This window comes from Aromatoleum bremense, from assembly GCF_017894365.1.
GTDB lineage: Bacteria > Pseudomonadota > Gammaproteobacteria > Burkholderiales > Rhodocyclaceae > Aromatoleum > Aromatoleum bremense.
Map to the genome: position 1 here is coordinate 3,244,269 of NZ_CP059467.1, position 20,121 is coordinate 3,264,389.

At 65.2% G+C, this 20,121-nt stretch carries 24 protein-coding genes and 1 tRNA gene; 18 read left to right on the top strand and 7 right to left on the bottom strand.

Annotated features, from left to right (window positions below):
* Positions 1-8: 8 nt before the first annotated feature.
* Genes pbN1_RS15205 through pbN1_RS15220 form a run of 4 tightly spaced genes read left to right on the top strand, consistent with a single transcriptional unit; the run spans position 9 to position 4,462 of the window.
* Positions 9-1,292, top strand: coding sequence for an RsmB/NOP family class I SAM-dependent RNA methyltransferase (locus pbN1_RS15205; RefSeq protein WP_169203814.1), 1,284 nt, complete (start codon positions 9-11; stop codon positions 1,290-1,292).
* Entirely contained in the window at positions 1,285-1,860 is a 576-nt protein-coding gene (locus tag pbN1_RS15210) for a phospholipase D family nuclease (RefSeq protein WP_169203813.1), read from the top strand. The genes pbN1_RS15205 and pbN1_RS15210 overlap by 8 nt, the downstream gene beginning before the upstream one ends.
* Entirely contained in the window at positions 1,857-3,275 is a 1,419-nt protein-coding gene (locus tag pbN1_RS15215; RefSeq protein WP_211161521.1) for a mechanosensitive ion channel family protein, read from the top strand. Before pbN1_RS15210 ends, pbN1_RS15215 begins: the two co-directional genes overlap by 4 nt.
* A gap of 17 nt (positions 3,276-3,292) precedes the next feature.
* Positions 3,293-4,462, top strand: a complete 1,170-nt coding sequence (locus pbN1_RS15220) for a DesA family fatty acid desaturase (RefSeq protein WP_169203812.1) — start codon at positions 3,293-3,295, stop codon at positions 4,460-4,462.
* Between the two features lie 63 nt (positions 4,463-4,525).
* Here the strand turns inward: pbN1_RS15220 and queD are convergent, their stop codons facing one another.
* Entirely contained in the window at positions 4,526-4,975 is a 450-nt protein-coding gene (gene queD / locus pbN1_RS15225; RefSeq protein ID WP_169203811.1) for a 6-carboxytetrahydropterin synthase QueD, read from the bottom strand.
* 85 nt (positions 4,976-5,060) lie between these two features.
* Between queD and pbN1_RS15230 the strand changes: the two genes are divergently transcribed.
* Together pbN1_RS15230 and pbN1_RS15235 are read left to right on the top strand one after the other, a co-directional pair.
* Positions 5,061-5,915, top strand: coding sequence for a radical SAM protein (locus tag pbN1_RS15230; RefSeq protein ID WP_169203810.1), 855 nt, complete (start codon positions 5,061-5,063; stop codon positions 5,913-5,915).
* Between the two features lie 120 nt (positions 5,916-6,035).
* A complete protein-coding gene (locus tag pbN1_RS15235) occupies positions 6,036-6,848 on the top strand; it encodes an IS5-like element ISAzo23 family transposase (RefSeq protein WP_210147525.1) in 813 nt (270 codons plus the stop codon).
* Here the strand turns inward: pbN1_RS15235 and pbN1_RS15240 are convergent.
* Entirely contained in the window at positions 6,799-7,113 is a 315-nt protein-coding gene (locus pbN1_RS15240) for a helix-turn-helix domain-containing protein (protein WP_169204165.1), read from the bottom strand. The two genes, pbN1_RS15235 and pbN1_RS15240, sit on opposite strands and share 50 nt — an antisense overlap.
* A 255-nt stretch (positions 7,114-7,368) precedes the next feature.
* On the opposite strand from pbN1_RS15240, the gene pbN1_RS15245 reads away from it, so the two are divergent.
* Both pbN1_RS15245 and pbN1_RS15250 read left to right on the top strand, forming a co-directional pair.
* Positions 7,369-8,592: an aspartate kinase gene (locus pbN1_RS15245; RefSeq protein WP_169120034.1), complete on the top strand. Its 1,224-nt coding sequence runs from the start codon at positions 7,369-7,371 to the stop codon at positions 8,590-8,592.
* Positions 8,593-8,652: 60 nt separating this feature from the next.
* Positions 8,653-8,746 (top strand) — tRNA-Ser (locus tag pbN1_RS15250).
* Positions 8,747-8,773: 27 nt separating this feature from the next.
* On the opposite strand, the gene pbN1_RS15255 is transcribed toward pbN1_RS15250, so the two are convergent.
* Positions 8,774-9,025 (bottom strand): hypothetical protein, encoded by a 252-nt coding sequence (locus pbN1_RS15255; RefSeq protein ID WP_169204166.1) that lies wholly within the window; start codon positions 9,023-9,025, stop codon positions 8,774-8,776.
* Between pbN1_RS15255 and pbN1_RS15260 the strand changes: the two genes are divergently transcribed.
* The 10 genes from pbN1_RS15260 (at position 9,024) to pbN1_RS15305 (ending at position 15,180) form a co-directional block, all read left to right on the top strand.
* On the top strand, positions 9,024-9,506 hold the full coding sequence (locus pbN1_RS15260; RefSeq protein WP_169204167.1) for an HMA2 domain-containing protein: 483 nt from the start codon (positions 9,024-9,026) through the stop codon (positions 9,504-9,506). The genes pbN1_RS15255 and pbN1_RS15260 overlap by 2 nt on opposite strands.
* A 26-nt stretch (positions 9,507-9,532) precedes the next feature.
* Complete coding sequence (locus pbN1_RS15265; protein WP_169204168.1) at positions 9,533-9,868, top strand: HMA2 domain-containing protein; 336 nt, start codon at positions 9,533-9,535, stop codon at positions 9,866-9,868.
* Positions 9,861-10,562, top strand: a complete 702-nt coding sequence (locus pbN1_RS15270) for a ferritin-like domain-containing protein (protein ID WP_169204169.1) — start codon at positions 9,861-9,863, stop codon at positions 10,560-10,562. The genes pbN1_RS15265 and pbN1_RS15270 overlap by 8 nt, the downstream gene beginning before the upstream one ends.
* A 1-nt stretch (position 10,563) precedes the next feature.
* Positions 10,564-10,944 carry a hypothetical protein gene (locus pbN1_RS15275; RefSeq protein ID WP_169204163.1) on the top strand — a complete coding sequence of 127 codons (381 nt, stop codon included), beginning with the start codon at positions 10,564-10,566 and terminating at the stop codon, positions 10,942-10,944.
* Positions 10,941-11,285, top strand: coding sequence for a hypothetical protein (locus pbN1_RS15280; RefSeq protein ID WP_169204170.1), 345 nt, complete (start codon positions 10,941-10,943; stop codon positions 11,283-11,285). Before pbN1_RS15275 ends, pbN1_RS15280 begins: the two co-directional genes overlap by 4 nt.
* A complete protein-coding gene (locus tag pbN1_RS15285; protein WP_169204171.1) occupies positions 11,266-11,646 on the top strand; it encodes a YtxH domain-containing protein in 381 nt (126 codons plus the stop codon). Before pbN1_RS15280 ends, pbN1_RS15285 begins: the two co-directional genes overlap by 20 nt.
* Positions 11,643-13,727 (top strand): heavy metal translocating P-type ATPase, encoded by a 2,085-nt coding sequence (locus tag pbN1_RS15290; protein WP_169204172.1) that lies wholly within the window; start codon positions 11,643-11,645, stop codon positions 13,725-13,727. Before pbN1_RS15285 ends, pbN1_RS15290 begins: the two co-directional genes overlap by 4 nt.
* A 95-nt stretch (positions 13,728-13,822) precedes the next feature.
* Positions 13,823-14,452, top strand: coding sequence for a phosphatase PAP2 family protein (locus pbN1_RS15295; protein ID WP_244856974.1), 630 nt, complete (start codon positions 13,823-13,825; stop codon positions 14,450-14,452).
* Positions 14,449-14,811, top strand: a complete 363-nt coding sequence (locus pbN1_RS15300; RefSeq protein ID WP_169204114.1) for a diacylglycerol kinase — start codon at positions 14,449-14,451, stop codon at positions 14,809-14,811. The genes pbN1_RS15295 and pbN1_RS15300 overlap by 4 nt, the downstream gene beginning before the upstream one ends.
* A 165-nt stretch (positions 14,812-14,976) precedes the next feature.
* Positions 14,977-15,180, top strand: a complete 204-nt coding sequence (locus tag pbN1_RS15305; protein ID WP_169204115.1) for a hypothetical protein — start codon at positions 14,977-14,979, stop codon at positions 15,178-15,180.
* Between the two features lie 75 nt (positions 15,181-15,255).
* Here the strand turns inward: pbN1_RS15305 and pbN1_RS15310 are convergent, their stop codons facing one another.
* Genes pbN1_RS15310 through pbN1_RS15325 form a run of 4 tightly spaced genes read right to left on the bottom strand, consistent with a single transcriptional unit; the run spans position 15,256 to position 20,053 of the window.
* Positions 15,256-16,782 carry an ArnT family glycosyltransferase gene (locus pbN1_RS15310; protein ID WP_210147527.1) on the bottom strand — a complete coding sequence of 509 codons (1,527 nt, stop codon included), beginning with the start codon at positions 16,780-16,782 and terminating at the stop codon, positions 15,256-15,258.
* Positions 16,783-17,055, bottom strand: coding sequence for a lipid-A-disaccharide synthase N-terminal domain-containing protein (locus pbN1_RS15315; RefSeq protein WP_169204116.1), 273 nt, complete (start codon positions 17,053-17,055; stop codon positions 16,783-16,785).
* A gap of 1 nt (position 17,056) precedes the next feature.
* Positions 17,057-17,956, bottom strand: a complete 900-nt coding sequence (locus pbN1_RS15320; protein ID WP_244856976.1) for a glycosyltransferase family 2 protein — start codon at positions 17,954-17,956, stop codon at positions 17,057-17,059.
* A gap of 24 nt (positions 17,957-17,980) precedes the next feature.
* Positions 17,981-20,053 (bottom strand): LTA synthase family protein, encoded by a 2,073-nt coding sequence (locus tag pbN1_RS15325; RefSeq protein WP_169204118.1) that lies wholly within the window; start codon positions 20,051-20,053, stop codon positions 17,981-17,983.
* Positions 20,054-20,121 lie beyond the last annotated feature (68 nt).

The following is a 20,121-nucleotide window of genomic DNA, read 5'->3' on the forward strand; positions in this document are numbered from 1 at the left end:
GATTGACGATGTCCAAACACGACGAGGCTGCTTCGCGCAGCCTGCTGATCCATGCCGCCCGCGTCCTCGGGGCGGTGCTGACTTTCGAACACCCGGCTGACGGCGTGCTGTCGCGCTACTTCCGCGAGAACCGCGAAATCGGGCACCGCGACCGCGGCTTCATCGCCGAGGCGGTCTATGGCATCGTGCGCCGCTTGCGCTGGCTGCGCCGCCTGGTTGGCGAGGATGTGCGGCCGCGCACGCTTCTGCTCGCGTGGCTCGCGCGCGGCGAAGGCTGGCCGATGCGCCATTTCGAAGGGCTCGCGTCGGCGACCGAGCGCGACTGGATCTCCGGGATCAAGGCACGCGAACTCGAAGAAGGTTCGTTCGCCGAGCGCGCCGACCTCCCCGACTGGCTCGCGGAGCGGCTGCTCGCAACGCACGGCGAGGCGGAGGTGCTTGAACTCGCGCACAGCCTGAACCGGCCGGCGCCGCTCGACCTGCGCGTCAACGTGCTGAAGGCCGATCGCGGCGAAGTGCTCGAAAAGCTGAAATTCGCCGGCATCGAGGCGAAGCCGTGCCCGTTCTCGCCGCACGGCATCCGCCTCGGGGGCAAGCCCGCGCTGCAGAAGCATCCGCTGTTTCTCGAAGGCGCGTTCGAGGTGCAGGACGAGGGCAGCCAGCTGCTCGGCTTCCTCGTGCAGCCCAAGCGCGGCGAACTGGTCGTCGATTTCTGCGCCGGCGCCGGCGGCAAGACGCTGCAGCTGGGCGCGATGATGCGCTCGACCGGCCGGCTGTACGCGTTCGACGTGTCGGAGAAGCGGCTCGCGAAGCTCAAGCCGCGCGTCGCGCGCGCCGGGCTGTCGAACGTGCATCCGGTGCTGATCGCGCACGAGCGCGATGCGAAGGTCAAGCGCCTCGCCGGCAAGGCCGACCGGGTGTTCGTCGATGCGCCGTGCAGTGGCCTCGGCACCTTGCGCCGCAACCCGGACCTGAAATGGCGCCAGACGCCGGAATCGGTCGCCGAAATGGTCGCGAAGCAGGGCGCGATCCTCGAATCGGCGGCGCGCCTCGTGAAGCCGGCGGGGCGGCTCGTCTATGCGACCTGCAGCCTGCTCGTCGAGGAAAACGACGCCATCGTCGATGCATTCCTGGCGGCGCACCCGGAGTTCCGTGAGGTCGACGCGACCGAGGTGCTGAAGAAACAGGGCATCGCGCTCGATACCGGCGCACGCCTGCGCCTGTCGCCGCGCAAGCACGATACCGACGGCTTCTTCGCCGCGGTGCTGGAGCGGGCGCCGGCCGATGCGTGAGCATCTGCGACGCGCGTTGCTGGTGCTCGTGGCGCTTGCGGCACCGGCGCTCGCACTCGCTTCCGGCGCGCGCACGCTGCCGGCGCGCGGTTCAATCGAAGTCGTGTTCTCGCCCGAGGGCAGTGGCGAAGAGGCGCTGCTGCGTGTCATCGGCGCGGCGCGCGAAACGCTGCACGTGCAGGCGTACGTGTTCACCAGCCGTCCGATCGCCGATGCGCTCGTCAGGGCCCATCGGCGTGGCGTGCATGTCCAGGTGCTCGCGGATGCCCAGATGAGCCGGCGCGGCAAGGGCAACGCGCTGCCCCGGCTCCTCGACGCCGGCGTGCCGGTGGCGCTGGAGACGCGCTACGCCGTGGCCCACAACAAGGTGCTGATCGCCGACGGCGGCGGACCGTCGTGCGTGGTCGCGACCGGTTCGTACAATTTCACGTGGTCGGCGAACAAGCGCAATGCCGAAAACCTGCTCGTGCTGCGCGACAATTGTCCGCTCGCCGCCGCCTATCTCGACAACTGGCGCCGCCACCGCGAGGACGCGACGCCGGTCACCCGTCTGCCCTGGAAGCCATGAGCGTGCGCGATGACTCGCGATTTGCACTGCTGCTGACCGAAACCTGGCGTGATCTGCAAAGCCCTGCCGTGCTGTGGCAGCTTGCGGCGCTCGCCGGCTGCCTGCTGCTGGCATGGCTATTCGCGCGCTCCACGCTGCTCCGGGTCGCGGCCGGCAACCACGCCGACACCCCGGCTTACCGATTCGGGCGCAGCGGATTGCGCCGCGTGCTGTTTCCGCTTGCGGCACTGGTGCTGGTCATCGGCGCGCGTGCCGTGCTGGGCGAGTTTCACAACGTGAGCCTGCTCAATGTCGCGGTGCCGTTGCTGATCTCGCTCGCGCTGATCCGCCTCGTCATGTTCGCGGTTCGGCAGGCGGTCGGCCGATCGAGCTGGATCGCAAGTTTCGAGCGGATCTTCGCCGCCGTCGCATGGTCGGTCGTCGCGCTGCACATCGTCGGCTGGCTGCCGCAGGTCATTGGCGGGCTGGACTCCGTTTCATTCACGCTCGGCAGCCAGCGGCTTTCGCTATGGACTCTGCTGCAGGGCATCGCGATGGTGCTGTTGACGCTGCTCGTCGCGCTGTGGGCAGCCGGGCTGCTGGAGCGCCGGCTGGCGACCACGGCCGGTCTCGACGACAACGTGCGCATCGTGATGCTGCGCGTCGCGAAGGCGGCGCTGGTGCTGGTGGCGGTGCTCGTCGCGCTGCCGATGGTCGGCATCGACCTGACGACGCTGTCGGTGTTCGGCGGCGCGCTTGGCGTCGGTCTCGGCTTCGGCCTGCAGAAGATCGCCGCGAACTATGTTTCCGGCTTCATCATCCTGCTCGACCGCTCGCTGCGCATCGGCAACATGATCAGCGTCGGCGCCGAGCGCGGCATCGTCACGCAGATCAACACCCGATACACCGTCATCCGCGCGCCCAGCGGGGTGGAATCGCTGGTGCCGAACGAGGTGCTGGTCGGTTCGGTGGTGCAGAACGAAACGTACACCGATACCCGGGTTGCGGTGCCGCTGAACTTTCAGGTGAGTTACGGCTCTGATGTCGAGCGTGCAATGGCAATCCTCGTGGAGGTTGCCCAGGCTCAGCCCCGAGTGCTCGACCAACCGGCTCCGAACGCCTTCCTGACGGGATTTGCCGACAGCGGAATCAACCTGCGTCTGGGGCTATGGATTGCGGACCCCCAGGAAGGCACGCTCGGCGTGAGTTCGGACATCAACCTCGCGGTATGGCAGCGCTTCCGCGCCGAAGGGATCGAGTTTCCGTTCCCGCAACGCGAAGTGCGGCTGCTGTCGCCGCTGCCTCCAGTCGTGTTTTCGGAAACGGGCAAGGGTTCGGGTGCAAACCATGTGATCGACGACCCGAGCCGCGGGGACAGGGCGGCAAGATCGCGCGCAGCGCTCCTCCGCGATGATTCGGAGGACATCAACATCTAAGAAGGAACGGGTTGCCCATGCTTGCAGGACTTATCGATCTTCCGTGGTGGGGTTACATTCTCGTCGCGCTGGGACTCACTCACGTGACCATTGCTGCGGTGACGATCTTCCTGCACCGGCATCAGGCGCACCGCGCGCTCGAACTGCACCCGGTTGTGAGTCATTTCTTTCGCGCCTGGCTGTGGTTCACGACGGGCATGGTGACGAAGGAATGGGCTGCGGTGCACCGCAAGCACCACGCCAAGTGCGAAACCGCCGATGACCCGCACAGCCCGCAAGTGCTGGGGATTCGCAAGGTCCTGTTCCAGGGGGCGGAACTCTACCGCGCCGAAGCGAGCAACAAGGAAACCCTCGCACGCTACGGCCACGGCACGCCGGACGACTGGCTGGAGCGCCATGTCTACCGGCATTCGATCGTCGGCGTCTCGATCATGCTGATCACGAACCTCATGCTGTTCGGCCCGCTCGGACTGACGATCTGGGCGGTGCAGATGATGTGGATCCCGATCTGGGCGGCCGGTGTCGTCAATGGACTGGGGCATTACGTCGGCTATCGCAACTTCAATTGCAGCGACGCGGCGACGAATCTCGTGCCGTGGGGCATCCTCATCGGCGGCGAGGAACTGCACAACAATCATCACAGCTTCGCGACCTCGGCCAAGCTTTCGGCGAAGTGGTACGAGTTCGATATCGGCTGGATGTATATCCGCGTGCTCGCGCTGCTCGGCCTCGCCAAGGTGCGAAAGGTCATTCCGTCGCCGAAGTTCGGCGAGGCCAAGAATGTTCCCGATCTCGACACGCTGCAGGCGATCATCACCCACCGCTACGACGTGATGACGCGCTATGTCGCGTCGCTCAAGCGCCTCTGCGGCGACGAGATCGAGCGGCTCGCCGCGACCCACGGCAGGAGCTTCAACCCCCGTGCGCTGCGCCGCTGGGTGCTGTCGGGGGAAGACAGGAATCTCGCGCCGGACGACCGGCGCACGCTCGAGCTTGTGCTCGTCGACAGCGCCGCGCTATCGACGATCGCGTCGATGCGGCGGGATCTCGTTGCGATCTGGGCGCGCTCGACGGCTTCCCGCGAGCAGCTGCTGAAGCAGTTGCACGACTGGATCGCGCGCGCCGAGCAGAGCGGCATCGCACAGCTGCAGGAATTTTCGTTCCGCTTGCGCCAGTACACCGCCTGATTTCCGTTGCCCGGCACGCCGGACCGCTGGGCCGGCCCCGGTATCGCGGGAGCCGGAAAGGGCTCAGTCGCCAGGGCGCATCGCGTCGGCCCAGCAATTGGGGGTTTCATAAAGGCGGACGCGTTCGAGCCGCAGGCGATTGCCGTAGAGGTCGCGATAGCACGCGTCGAGGATGCGGAACGCTTCGCTGGCGAGGTTTTCAGCAGTCGGCACGGTGTCGAGCACGACCGTCTTGTGGGCCGGCATCGTCGCGAGGAAATCGACGACAGCGCTGTCGCCGCGGTACACGAGGAACGCGTGATCCCAGCGGTCGACGACGTGCGTCTTGGCGATCAGCTTGACGTCGCCGAAATCCATCACCATGCCGTTGACGGCCTCGCCTGCGGCGTCAATGATATCGCCCGACAGCGTGATCTCGATCGCGTAGCGATGGCCGTGCAGGTGGCGGCATTGGCTGGCATGATCGGGAATCCGGTGCCCGGCGTCGAATTCCAGTCGGCGGGTGATGCGCATGATTGATCCGGGGAAAAACAGGCCCGAATTATAGCTGCTTCCCGGTGCGCCCTTCGGACACCTTTCCATTCACCGGTTTCGACACATGACTGCACGCGACCAGACCCTTTCCGTACGCAACCACGACCGTGACCTGGCCGGGCTGACCTATGTTTACCCGGTGCTGTCGCGGCGTGCTGGCGGGGTCTCGGTGGGCATCAATCTCAATCCGAACAACGCCTGCAACTGGCACTGCGCGTATTGCCAGGTGCCCGGTCTCGTGCGGGGCCGGGCGCCCGAGATCGACCTGCCGCTGCTCGAAGCGGAACTGTCGGGCTTCCTCCATGCGCTGGTCGAAGGCGATTACCTCGAGCGCCATGTCCCGGAAGGCTTGCGCGTCGTGCGCGACATCGCGTTCTCCGGCAACGGCGAGCCGACCAGCGCGGCCGCGTTCCCGGAAGCGATGTCGCTCGTCGTACGCTTGCGCGACGCCGTCGGCCTCGGCCGCGAGGTGCCGCTGCGCCTGATCACGAACGGCAGCCTGATCGGACAGGCGAGGGTGCGAGAAGGGCTAAGGCGTCTCGGTGAGGCCGGCGGAGAAGTTTGGTTCAAGGTCGATGCGGGAACGCAGGCGTCGATCGAACGCATCAACGGCGTGTCGCTGGATCCCGACCTCGTGGTGCGCAACCTGGCGGTCAGCGCCGGCCTGTGCACGACGTGGGTCCAGACCTGCATGTTCCGCTGGGATGGCGCCCCACCGTCCGGCGACGATATCGACGCTTACATCGAGTTGCTTATGCGGGTAGGGCCGGAGCACATTGCGGGCGTGCTGTTGTATGGAATCGCGCGGCCGTCGATGCAGCCCGAGGCGGTGCATCTGGCGCCGCTCCCTGAGGCCGAGCTCGAGGCGATCGCGGCGAAGGTGCGAAAAAAAGGGCTGACGGTTCGCATCAGCCCCTGATCCGGTGGAAGTGACCGCCGGGTCAGCGCGTGGTGCGTTCCTTGCGCTTGGCACGCGCTTCCTTCTTTAGAGCGTGTTATGAACTTATGCAGCTGATATAGTTGATGTTTTTTGATCACTGTGAGCAGAAAACCCTACCCGAGCGATGTCAGTGAAGAGGAGTGGCATTTCGTGGCGCCGTATCTGACGCTGATGACCGAGCAGGCGCCGCAGCGCAGCTACCCCTTGCGCGAAGTGTTCAACGCGTTGCGCTGGCTGGCTCGGGCCGGCGCGCCATGGCGACTCTTGCCGAATGATTTTCCGCCCTGGCAGATGGTGTATCAGCAGTTTCGCCGCTGGAACGATGCGGGCTGTTTCGAGGCGATGGTGAGCGACATGCGTTCGATCATCCGAGTCGGCGACGGTCGCAAGGCCCAGCCCAGTGCCGTGATTCTCGATGGGCGAACGCTGCAAAGCAGCTGCGAAAGCGGGCCGCGTGCCGGCTACGACGGCTACAAGCGGCGTCGGGGCAGCAAAGTACATATGGCCGTGGATACGCTGGGGCAACTCATTGCGCTGACCGTCACGCCGGCCGATGAACAGGAGCGCGCGCAGGTCAAGGACCTGTGCGAGGCGGTGCAGCAAGCCACGGGTGAAACGGTCAAAGTGGCGTGGGCCGACCAAGGCTACACGGGCGACGAAGCTCGGAAAGCGGCCAAGGCGGCGGGTATCGATCTTCAAATCGTCAAACTTCCCGAGGCGAAGAAGGGATTTGTATTGCTGCCCCGGCGCTGGATCGTCGAGCGCAGTTTCGGGTGGCTGTCCCGATTCAGACGACTGAGTCGGGATTTCGAGCGGATGCCGCAAGTGCTGGCCGGATTGCATTTCGTCGTCTTCTGCATCCTCATGCTGCCCAAGGCCGCGTCCTGGCTGGCACTGGAAGCAAGTTCATAACACGCACTAGCGACTTGTACAGCTCCGGGTTCGAAGTCTTCAGGAATTCCGCCACTTCCACGTCTTCCTTCTTGACCTTGTTGATGTCGATCTGCTCGATATGCACGAGGCGCAGCAGGGCCTGCACGGGACGCGGAATGTTGCGTCCGCTCTCGTAGCGCGAGCCGCCGCTCTGCGTGACCCCGATCTTCGACCAGAACTGCGATTGGTTCAGACCCAGCTTGCGACGAATCTCGCGAACGTCGATGGTGTCGGTGTTTTTCATGCTTACATCCTCTGTAGGGTATCCAGCCCGCTTATAAGACAAGGCGGTACGTAGCCAAGTTCCTACGACTTAAGTTGTAGGATGGCCGAAGTATAGATCACTATTCTTTCCACATACAATGAAAAAAGCCAGTGCATCCGAACCTAGTCAAAATCAATAAACAGTGCGATCGGGAGGTGGCACGACGCCGGCCTGCAAACTTTCGCCGCATTCGATAGAATTCCTCCCTTTATCCACAGGCACTTGGATACGACGATGGCACTGATAGTTCAGAAATACGGCGGCACTTCCGTGGGTAACCCGGAGCGCATCAAGAACGTCGCCCGCAAAGTGGCGAAGTTCCAGGCGCAGGGGCATAAGGTCGTGGTGGTGGTGTCGGCGATGAGCGGCGAGACGAACCGTCTGATCGCGCTGACCAGGGAGGTCGCGACCCATCCCGATGCCCGCGAACTCGACGTTGTCGTATCGACCGGCGAGCAGGTCACGATCGGCCTGCTGTGCATGGCCCTGCACGACATCGGCGTCAAGGCGAAGAGCTATACCGGCGGGCAGGTCCGCATCCTCACCGACAGCGCCCATACCAAGGCGCGGATCCTCAATATCGACGAAGCCCCGATCAAGAAGGACCTGGACGAAGGCAATATCGTCGTCGTCGCGGGCTTCCAGGGCGTGGACGAGCACGGCAACATCACGACGCTCGGCCGCGGCGGTTCGGATACCACCGGCGTGGCGCTCGCTGCCGCGCTGAAGGCTGACGAGTGCCAGATCTACACCGACGTCGACGGCGTCTATACGACTGACCCGCGCGTCGTCCCGGAAGCCCGCAAGCTCGACACGATCACCTTCGAGGAAATGCTCGAACTGGCGAGCCTCGGCTCGAAGGTCCTGCAGATCCGTTCGGTCGAATTCGCCGGCAAGTACAAGGTCAAGTTGCGCGTCCTGTCGAGCTTCCAGGAGGAAGGCGAGGGCACGCTCATCACAGTTGAGGAAGATCAGAACATGGAACAACCCGTCATCTCCGGCATCGCCTTCACGCGCGACGAGGCCAAGCTCACGGTGCTCGGCGTGCCCGACAAGCCCGGCATCGCCTACCAGATCCTCGGTCCGGTCGCCGACGCCAACATCGATGTGGATATGATCATCCAGAACGTCGGCCACGACGGCACGACCGACTTTTCGTTCACCGTGCCGCGCGCCGACCTCGACAAGAGCGTGAAGGTGCTCGAAGGCGTGCGCGCGCATATCGGTGCACGCGCAATCGAAAGCGACCGGACGATGGCCAAGGTGTCGGTCGTCGGCGTCGGCATGCGCTCGCATCCGGGCGTCGCGTCGAAAATGTTCCGTACGCTCGCCGAAGAGGGCATCAACATCCAGATGATCTCGACGTCCGAGATCAAGATCTCGGTGGTGATCGAGGAGAAGTATCTCGAACTCGCCGTGCGCGTGCTGCACAAGGCTTTCGGTCTCGAATCCGCCTGAATTGCTGCCGAAATTTGACCGGCGGCCGCAGAATCGTTATGATCGCGGCCTCTAAAGGTTGGAGAGTTGGCCGAGAGGTCGAAGGCACTCCCCTGCTAAGGGAGCATGCGGGCTAAAACTCGCATCGAGGGTTCGAATCCCTCACTCTCCGCCAGTGGTATATTTGAGCCGCATTCGCTAGTCAAAACAATGACGTGGTGAATGCGGCTCTTTCCTTATAACATCCCTTCTTGTCACCTCTCCAGAGGCAGGCCTCCGCGAGGGACCCCTGTCGGTGCCGGGCAGCAGTTGAAGCGGCAACCGGCGGATGATTGCCGGCGGCTCTCCCGGGCAGACCGGCATCGCCCTTTACGCCGGAATCGCTTTCACGCCAGGTATCCCGAGCGGTAAAGTCGATCATAATATTTGAAATATCGATACGGTTGAATTGCATGAATTGGATCGTTTCCTCGATACCGGGCCGGCTGCGGCTACGCAACCGGGCATTGCGTGAGCCTGATCGGCATGCTCGCCTGCAAGCCCTGCTGGAGGATCTCGACGGGACTCTGGCCGTCGAAGGCAGCATCAACGCCGGCAGCCTATTGATGCGCTACGATGCCGCCCGGATCGACAGGGCGACGATGGAAGCGCGGGTGACGGCTGCGGCCGAGAAGGTGCTGGGCGCCGCGGAGGCTGTGCGGGTCGCGCCGAAGGCAGTGGAGCCGGCTGCCCGCGAGCGCTGGACGCTTGGTTCGAGACGCGCGATGGCGCGGCGCCTCAATACCTACTCCAAGATCGGCATGCTCGGCAGTCTCGGTGCGTCGCTCGCGCTGGCTGCGGTCGGGAAGAAGCACCTGCACGCGGCCACCGGAGGCTTGTTCACGGCCCTGCTCGCGATTCATATGGCCGTGCACCGGCGCCACTTACTGAAATAGCTTGAAATACCGTGTCGGAATCCACCATGGACGAATTCGATCAACTGCAACGCTTCACCGGCTACCTGCGTATCGCCCACCACATCCCGGGGCGCATACGCCTCAAGCTCGAGGCCGATCTGGACTCGGATCGGCTCGGGGCAATCGGTGATGCCAAACGCTTCGGGCGTGCGCTCGACAGCATTCCCGGCGTGCATTCGGTCAAGCTCAATATTCTGGCCCGCTCCTGCACCATCGAATACGACACGACCACCATCCCCGCCGCCGCCTGGCCCGACCTGTTGGGCGGCGTGCGCTCGACCGCGGCGGAAACGCTGCTGGACATCCTGGTGACCAAGCATCGGGAGCTGCCTGGTGCGTAATTACGACGAATCGATCCTGCGCAGCCGGCGAATCGACCGCGCCGCGCCGTTTGCGCCGCTGCACCAGGGGCTGCGCATTGCGCTCTACGACGGATATGCGGCGCGGGCCTTTTACACGAAGATGGTCGAGGCGTTCGGGCCGCGTGCTCCGTTCGCCGATATCGCCAAATCGGAAGAAAAGCGCACGGCGACCCTTTCCGCGCTCGCACGGCGCTTCGGCGTGCCACTCCCGCTTGATCCATTTCCTCTCGAAACCGCATTAGCGCCCGACTGGCGCGCTAACTGCGAGCGGGCGGTTGTCGGCGAGATCGAGCGGGTGCGCCTTTACGAATCGCTCCTGACGGCAATTGCCGAGCCGCAAGTGCGCCGGACGTTCCAGCGTTTGCAGGCGAGCGCGCTCGAACGTCATCTGCCGATGCTGCAACGCGCCGTGGCCGACGCGCTCCGGCAGGAAGCGCTTCATGCGCGGCAGGGCGTGGGGCCCGAACAGGCGTATATCCAGCATGGTCTATTCGCCGATTTTCTCGAGAAAACCTTTGCCGTGCTCGGGAGCCAGCACCGCGCCATCGGCGTCGTCGGCCCACTCCTGCGCAACACTCGCCCGGCGATGGTGGCCGGGCTTGTGGCTGGCGGGGCAGGCGTTCTGTTCGTCAAGGGCAAGCGCAAACTCAACCAACAAGAAAAGGAGGGATGACATGTACCCCTTGCTTCCATTCGCTGTCGGCCTGGTGACCGGTGCCTTGGGCATCCGGCTACTCAAGGCGGGCAAGACCCGCGCCACGCTCGACAAAGCCCAGGAGCGCCTGCGGGAGGCGACCGTGTCGAGTCTTAGCGCGATCGAACATTCGTCGGCCCACTTGCGCGCCAAGCTCGCGGCAGACTCCGAACTGCCGCTCGAACCGGCAGCGCAAGCGCAAGCCGCGCCAACGGAGGCGGAGTCGAAGGTGCAGCCGGAGTCGAAAGTGACGCCGGAATCGAAGGCTGCCCCGCGCCGCAGACGCAGGCCCGCGTCCCGTCCGACCGAACCCGCCGAGGCGCGCACGCAAGCCGAGAAACCCGACGAGGACAAGCCGTGAAGCGGCGGCTGCGCTCCTATCCGGCACCCGCCGCGGATCAGGCGTCGGCGAATTTTGTCCGCGGATTCGTCGCCACCGGCCTCCTCGCAGCGCTGCCGAGCGGGGCGGCAAGCGCCATGGCGCCGAATGCCGGCAAGGCGATTCTGCGTCAGGCACTGCAAGGCGGAATCGCTCTCGCGGCAGGCGGGACGGCAGCGGGCGCCTTGCAGCGTCGCGATTACAGGACGGCCTTGGTGGCTGTCACCGGCGGCGCGGCCGCGGTAGTCGCCGTCGATTACCTGTTGCGCAAACCCGCGCGCAAAGACAACAAGGAGAAGGCTCTTGGGCAAGAAAAAGCATAAGAAGGCGAAGCACCGCGACAAGGCGGCTTACGCTGGTGAACCCTGGGGTGAACACCCTCATTCCAGCGGTTTTGGTGCGCAGGGCCATCACGCGGGCGGCTTCGGCGCCGGACTGGTCGACGAGGATTTCCTGCGCGGGCTTCCCGGGCGGCTCAAGTCGGGCCAGTACGAACAGTTCCTGATGGGGGCGGTGATCGGGGCCGCGGCCGCGTATGTGCTGAGTGACGAGGAACTGCGCGCCAAACTGGTGAAGACCGGCATCAAGCTTTATTCGAACGTGGTCGGGGGCTTCGAGGAGATGAAGGAGCAGATGGCCGACCTCAAAGCCGAAGCCGAAGCGGAGCGTCGCGGCGACGCATGACTTCGGGTTCGTGGTTCGGCACGCTGGAACTGGCTCACCGCACGCGCGGGCGCGCGCGCTTTCGCTACCGCTGCCGGCCGGGCACGCCGACCGATGCCAGGACGATCGAGCGGGCGGCCGAAAACATCCCCGGAGTGCTCGAAGCGCGAGTCAATCGCGCGGCCCGTTCGCTGGTGCTGCATTTCGACGACAAAGAGGTCGAACTCGAGAGCTTGCGCACGGCGCTCGCGGCCCTGTCTTCCCCGATCCCGACGGCGAGGGGTTTGACCGTTGTCGAGCAGGGCGGACCGGCGCCCATGGTGGCGAGTCTGGCGACACTGGGCATCACGCGTTATCTGCCGCAGCCGCTGCAGTTTCCGGTGACGCTCGGGGCGGCCGCACCCCTGCTCAGGCACGCGCTCGAGGACCTCGTCGCCAACGGCATTTCGTCGCATGTGCTGGAGGCGATGGCGGTGTCGATCTCGCTGGCGCGCGGTGACTATACCGCCGCCAATACGACCACTTTCATGCTGGCCTTGGGGGAATACCTCGAGATTTCCATCGCCCGCCGTTCGGACGATCTGCTCAAACACCTTTTGCGGCCTGCAAGCGACGAGATCTGGATCGAGCGCGGCGGGCAGGAGGTGCTGGTCGCGGCCGGTGAGGTCGCGGTCGGCGATACGGTGATTGTCGCCGACGGCGCTGTCGTTCCCGTTGATGGCACTGTGTTGGGGGGCGAAGCCACCGTCAATGAAGCGACGATGACCGGCGAGAGTGCCGCGGTAGCCAAAGGGCGGGGTGACGCGGTTCTTTCCGGAACGCTGGTCGAAGAGGGCCGCCTGAGAGTGTACGCCGAACAGGTCGGCAGCCGGACTGCTGCTGCGCGCATCGCCGACTACGTCGAACAGTCGCTGACGGCGAAAAGCGCGGCACAACTCGACGCCGCGCGCCTCGCCGATCGTCTCGTGCCGATCGTGCTGGGGCTGGCCGGCGTCACCTATTTACTTTCGGGCGACTGGCGGCGGGCCGCGTCCGTGCTGCAGGCCGACTATTCCTGCGCGCTCAAGCTCGCGACGCCGGTCGCTTTCAAGTCGGCGATGTACGGGGCAGGGCGTGCCGGAATCCTCGTCAAGGGGGGCAGCGCCCTCGAACGTCTCGCGGATGCCGACACCTTCATCTTCGACAAGACCGGCACGCTGACCGCAGGCACGCTTGCCGTGACCGACTCGATCGCCTTCGACAGTACCTACACCGCGGAAGACCTGCTGTGCCTCGCGGCTTCGGTCGAGGAGCACTACGTCCATCCGCTGGCGCACGCGGTCGTCGCCGCGGCGCGCGCGATACACGGGCAGCATTTCGAGCACCAGGAAGTGCAGTTCATCGTCGCCCACGGAGTCGCCAGCGTCATCGACGGCCAGCGGATCGTCATCGGCTCGCGGCATTTCGTCGTCGATGACGAAGGGATCGACATTTCGGCGCATCTCGAGACCGTCGACCGGCTTTACGAGGAAGGCAAGACGCTGCTCTACATCGGCTTCGGCGGCAGGTTCCTCGGCGTGCTGGCGCTGAAGGACGAAGTACGCGCCAACAGCGCGGCGACCATTCTCCGGCTGCGCGAGTTGGGCGCCAAGCGGATCCTGATGCTTACCGGGGACCACCGCGAGCGGGCGGAGGAACTTGCGGAACACCTCGGGCTCGATGGTTGCCATGCCGAGTTGCTGCCGCAGGACAAGGCGCGGATCGTCGAAGAACTCTCGCAGCAAGGGGCGCGCATCGCCTTCGTCGGCGATGGCATCAACGACGCACCGGCGCTCGCGGGCGCCCATGTCGGCATTGCCATGCAAAAGGGTGCGGATATTGCGCGCCTCACGGCCGACGTGGCGCTGCTCGAGGACGACATCGCTTGCGTTGCCGACGCCAAGGCCCTGGCGAACGGCACCATGGCGCTCATCGGTTCCAACTATCGACTGACGGTAGGGCTCAATACGGGCATTCTCGCCGCCGCTGCGGCCGGGCTGCTGTCGCCGATCACCACTGCCATGCTGCACAACGGCAGCACGATCGCGATCCTGCTCAACGCCTTGCGTCGCAGTAGCGTCTGAACGCCACGGCAGCGCACGGTGGTTCGTTCGGAGGCAGCATTTTGCGTTTTCTTCGGAACTGGCTGGAGCCGCGGATACTCGGCATAGTCGCTGCCGTGGCATCCACGCTGTGGATCTTCATCGAGGTCGCGGAAGACGTCGTCGAAGGGGATACACGTGCGCTCGACAATGCGATCCTGGTGGCCTTGCGGGCGCCCGGGGAGCCGGATTCTCCGCTGGGACCGGCGTGGATCGAGGCGGTCGCGCGGGACGTCACGGCGCTGGGCAGCTTCACCGTGCTGGGGCTGGTGGTTGCGGCCGTGACGGTCTTTCTCCTTCTGGCCAGGCGGCACCGTACGGCGATGTTCGTGCTGCTCGGTACAAGCAGTGGGATGCTGGCTTCCGTGTTGCTGAAGGGGGCTTTCTCCCGACCCCGGCCGGATATTTTTCCGCACGGCGACTTCGTCATCTCGGCGAGTTTTCCGAGTGGGCATGCGATGCTCTCGGCGATCGTGTATCTGACACTCGGAGCCTTGCTGGCGCGGCTGGTGCCGCGGCGCGGGCTCAAGCTCTACGTGATGTCGATCGCGCTGGCGCTGACCGTGATCGTCGGCATCAGCCGGATCTATCTGGGCGTTCACTGGCCGACCGACGTTCTCGCCGGGTGGGCGGCGGGGGCCGCGTGGGCGCTGGGATGGTGGGGCGCGGCGGAGCTCGTGAAGCTCTGGAGCGGGGAGCGCGCGTGAAGGGCCGTTGTTTCCGCGAACGCCTCGGTTTCGCGCTGCACGGCCTGCAACTTGCGATCAGTCGCGAAAGGAGCTTTCGCGTGCATGTCCTCGCCGGCGGGGGGGTGCTGGGCGTTCTGCTGCTTGCCCGGCCGCCTCTCGTCTGGTGGACAGTGCTTGCGCTGACGGCCGGTTTCGTCATGGTGACCGAACTCGTCAATACCGCACTTGAGACGTTGGCCGATCACCTTCACCCGGAACAGCATCCGGAGATCGGCGCATGCAAGGACATCGCGGCGGGCGCGGTGCTCGTCGCCACCGCGACGGCGGTCGTCATCGGGATCGTTTTCGCCGCGCAGTGGTTCCGCGGCTGGCCCTGAGGCTGAAGCGGCCACCGGGGTCGCGCTGCTGTGGCGCTCTTCGATGATCGCCGACAGCCGAGCGCAGGCGGGACGGTTGTGGCATAGTCGGCGTACGGCAAGCTCGATCGCGCGAGCCCGCGTCCACCTTGTTTCAATCGGCCCGGCCGAACCAAAGGGAATCTCTTGGCAAAACCAAATTACCAGTTCGAAAAGCGCCAGAGGGATCTGGCGAAGAAAAGCCGGCAGGAAGAAAAACGCCGTCAGAAGCTCGCTGCCAAGGCCGGCGCTGGCGATTTTCCGGCCGACATTGACGAAGCTCCGTCGGCCGATGACGCCGGGGTGCCGCTCCCGCCCTCGGACGGCGGGACGGAGCCCGGCAGCACGTAACACCCATCCAGGGATGCCGCCGAAAACAGCGGTCAGCGTCCTGCACTCCGCTCACCCGCGCGCGCCCTCAGGCGCTTACTGCAACGGCGAGTGCCAGGCGAATCGGTACACCCTGCGTGGCGGCTCGCCGCCGCATCGCCCGTTATCCGCGTCGGATCCGACCAGAAACCATTCCGCGCGGGAAGTCTCGCCGAGCTTGCGCGCCTTGTCCTGCTGGAAGCACCGTGTCAGCTCCCGGAGCGGAACGAGCGCGAACGATTGCGGATGGCTTCGCAGCCAGCCCGCGGCGTGATCCACCGTGACCTCCGACTGGAAGCCGAAATGCACGATCGGCTGGCGCGCGAACAGCCAGTGCCCTTCGCGCCAGTCGATCAGCGCCAGCTCCGCTCCGCCCGTCAGTTCTGCCGCCCGGCGCATGATGCCCTCGTGGGGATTGAGGCCGTCGCGGACCGGTTCGATGAAACCTTCCACGAACCAGGCCACGAACCAGAGCAGAGTGGCGCCGAGAAAGATCTTTCTCGCACGCGGGCGGCGGGCAAACCAGCGGTGCAGCAGCCACGGCACGAGGGGTGCGACTGCCAGCACCAGGCCGGGCAACGCCGGGTAGATATACAGCTTGCGCTTGCCGCTGCTCAGGCAGAAGAACAGCAGGACCAGCGCCACCCAGCCCAGCAGCACCAGCGTGCGGCCGTCCCGCTTCGCCAGCTGGCGCCGCCACGCCGGCACGAGCCACGGCAGGGCCAGCACGATCGGTAGCCAGTATTTGGGGATCACTTCGGCAAAGAAATACCAGAACGGCTCCTGGTGCGCCCAGGCCTTCGTGTAGCGCTCGGCCGTTTGTCGCAGCAGGATATCCTTCACGTACGCGAGACTGTCGGCGTCCGCCTGCAGCATCACCATGACGACCAGCGGCAACAGCCACAGCGATATCGCTGCCAGCGTCGCGGCGAGGCCCAGGGACCAGCGCACGCCCTGGCCCGGCATGCGGGTGACGCCCGACCAGCCGGCGTGCACGGCATAGGCGTACGGAATCAGCATCAGGGCCGGCAGGAAGCCGACGCCCTTGCTGATGACGCCGAGTCCCATCGCGGCGCACGCCACGTAGAACCACCCCCACGCCGGGCCGAGCATGAGATGGCGCACGAGGCCGTACACGGCGAGGATGATCCACAGGCACAGGAAACCGTCGATCTGCCCGACCCTCAGGATGCTGTAAGTCTGGTAGCTCGCGAGAAACAGCAGTGCGGCGATGATCCCGATGCGCCGATGCCACAGGCGCCGCCCGAGATCGTACAGGCAGACTGTCGCGACCACGCCGGCGAGCAGCGCCGGGAGGAACAACGCGACCACGGGCGAGCCGGTGAGCTGAACGAACAGCGCCACCGTCCACATGAACAGCGGCGGTTTGTCCGGATAGATTTCGGCGGCGCGATGCGGAATGAACCACGAACCGTCCTGCAGCATTTCCAGCGCGACGCCGAGGAAGCGCTCTTCATCGACGTTCAGCGGCTGTCGCAAGCCCAGTCCGGCGCCGACCATCAGCAACGCCAGCAGCATCAGGCCGAGGAACTCGATACGCGGCGAAAAAGTGTTGCGCACCACTCAAGTCTCCTGTTCTTTTTGCCGCGCGATCAGCTGCAAATTGCGCAGGTAGACGATGAAACCGAACGACTGCCCGACGATGAACACTGGATCCTCGCGATAGATCGCGTAAGCCAGCAGCAGCGCACTGCCGACCAGGCTCAGGTACCAGAAGCCGACCGGAATGAGGCTGCGCTTCTTGTATTCGCTGTACAGCCACTGCAGCGCGAAGCGGCCCGTGAACGTCAGCTGGCCGGCGAAGCCGACCACCAGCCAGAGTGTTTCCCTGCCCATCTCAGCTCTCCGTTTCGGTCGCGACCGCATCCAGGCGGGTGCGCTTGATCAACCACCACACGCCGAACAGGTCGAGGATGCCGACCAGCGCCCGGTCGAGATTTCCGTATTTGGAGGTGCCCGTTCTGCGTGGCCGGTGATGGACGGGATGAACGATCGTCCGCCCGTGGTGGCGCTGGATCAGCGCCGGCAGGAAACGATGCATGTGATCGAAATAAGGCAGGCGCAGGAATGCTTCCCGTTCGATGAGCTTGAGGCCGCAGCCGGTATCGGGCGTCGCGTCCTTCAGCAGCCTGCTGCGCAGCCCGTTGGCGAAGCGCGACGCCCAGCGCTTGCTGGCCGTGTCGCGGCGATTGACGCGGTGGCCCGCCACCAGCTTGATGCCGCCGGGGCGGCCTTCGGTGCCGCGCACCAGCGCGAGCATGCCGGGAATGTCGGCCGGGTCGTTCTGGCCGTCGCCGTCGAGCGTCGCGAGCCAGTGGCCGCGCGCAGCGAGCACTGCGTGGTAGAGCGACGTGCTTTGCCCGAGCGAGCGGGCATGGCTGAGGATGCGCAGCTGGGGGAAGCCGGCGCTTTTCAACGCACGCAGCTCGGACGCGCTGCCGTCGGTGCTGCCGTCATCCACGACGATGACCTCGTAGGCCTCGCCGGCGAGCGCGCTGCGCACTTCTTCCAGGAGCGGCGCAAGGTTGCCGGCTTCGTTCTTTGCAGGAATCAGGACGGAAACATAAACGTTATCGTGCATGGGTGACTCGATTGTTACCAGAGGTTGTTGCCCCGCCAGTCGGGGCGCGAAGCTTGCCGACGAAGGCACGCCTGCCATTCCGGCCGGGACGGGGCAATTTTTCGCAAGGAAATTCCCGGCTTCAAGCAGGGATATTATTTTATCCGGCTTTTGCATCGGGCCGGTCCGGCTGCTGCAGACTCACCTGCTTTGCGCGGCTACGCCCGCGGTGTTCCCAAGCAGGCTCTGCGTGGCAGCCTGCAGGAAAGCGTGCAGCATGTCGCGCAGCTGCGCTTCGTCCGCGGCGTTGGTCACCCGCGTGCTGCCGGGAGTGTCGCCGAGCCGGTAATCATAGACCCGCGGCGCCATGCCCTTCGGTTCGACGAGGATGCGGCTTCCCCTGAGGATCGCGACCGTCTGGTCGCTTCCCGACGGCTTGATGATGCCGACGCCCTCGTCTCCTGCCGGCAGGTTGAGCAGATCGCGCCCCCAGCACTGGTGACGCACCTTGCCGCCGAGGCGTCCCATGATCGTCGGGACGATGTCGATCTGCGTTCCGACCGCATCGCGCCGCGTGCCAAAAGCCTGCTGGATGCCGGGTCCGATCAGCAACAGCGGAATATTGAAGCGGTGCAGGTCCATCTCGGTGATCTGTTCGTCGGCGCCGAAGCCGTGGTCGCCGGCGATCACGAACAACGTGTCGCGGAAATATTCCGACTTGCGCGCTTTCTCGAAGAACTGCCCGAGCGCCCAGTCCGAATAGCGCATTGCGGTCAGATGTTCGTCGAGCGAACCGTGGCCGGTGACCGGCTCCACGGGCAGCATCTGCGGCAACGCGTACGGCGTGTGGTTCGACAGCGTTTGCAGCAGCGCGTAGAAAGGCTTGCCGCCGGAATTCTTCTGCAGTTCCTCGGCTGCGCGGTCGAACATGTCCTGGTCCGACACCCCCCAGGTGGGATCCGAAACTACCGGGTTCACGTAGTCGTTCCGGCCGATGAAGCGCGTCATGCCCTGGTTGCTGAAAAAGCCGGACTGGTTGTCCCACGCGAAATCGCCGTTATACACATAGATGTCGTTGAACTCGCGGGCGCGCAGCAGCTGCGGGAGACCGGAAAAACGATGCCCCCCTTCGGGCATCTGCATCAGGTATTCGAAGCCGGGCAAGTTCGGGAAGCATGCCATCGTCGCGAACATGCCCTGGTGGGTGTGCGTGCCATTCGAGAAGAAGCGCGTGAATAGCACGCCCTCACGCGCGAGCCGGTCGAAATGCGGCGTGATGCCATCCTTGCTGCCGAGCGCGCCGACGTAATGCCCGGCGAAGCTCTCGAGCAGGATCACGACAACGTTGCGGATCGGCAACGTGCCGGCGGCGGGCGGGGTGACGTCGCGGCGGATGTTCGCGCTCTCGGCGTCGACAAGGCGGTCGCCCGGGGTCAGCAACATGCTGCGCACGATCCGGGTCGCCTCGTGCTGCGGCATCGAGTCTTTCCACATCTTGTCCCCGGACGCGAAGAGTCGGCTCTTCGCCGCGGCGACGAGGGTGAGGGTGCCGTTGAGCCCGAGCTGGTTCGCGAACATCGAGTCGGTTGTATAGGCGTCCCCCCAGCGCAGCGGCGGTCCCTGGCGCAGCGTGCCGCGCGCGGCAACGACCGAAACCGCCAGGCACAGCACCAGCGCAAGCCAGCGCGGGCCGGCGCCGAAGCGGCGTGCACCGCGGGAATCATCGCGTCGGGGCGCAGTCAGCCGATCGATGACGGCGAAGAGCCGGAACAGCCCCCAGCTTGCCAGCAGCCAGGCCGCCAGGTAGCGCAGCACCGGGAAGCCGTGCCACAGCATGCTGAGCACGGTCGCCGGATCTTCGCGCATGTACTGGAAGACGAGGCTGTTGAGGCGTTGGTGGAATTCCCGGTAGAAATCGAGTTCGATCAGGCCGAAGAACAGCGAAATGCTCGCCGCCGCCGTCAGCCAGGCCCTGTGGGCGCTTCGCGCTGCCATCGCCCGCACGGCCACCATCGCCAGGATCAGCGGTGCGCAGAGGTACACGACGAGCCGCAGGTCGAATCGCAGGCCGGTCAGGAAAGCTTCGGCGAAGGTTGCAATCGGTGTGTCGCCGATCAGCGCCCGGTTGTAGACGAACAGCGCAATGCGCAGCGCGGCGAACATCAGCAGCAAGGCGATTGCGGACAGCGCCGTGAATGCAAGGTGGGAGCCGAGCGTGGGCGCAGACGCTGCAGCGGATGGCTGCCGCGGTTCCGGGAGTTGCGGTTGACTCATGTCGAAAGGTCCGGTCGGGTGACGCGTGATATCGCGAATGCGGTTGTGTCCGGCTCGCCATGCCCGGC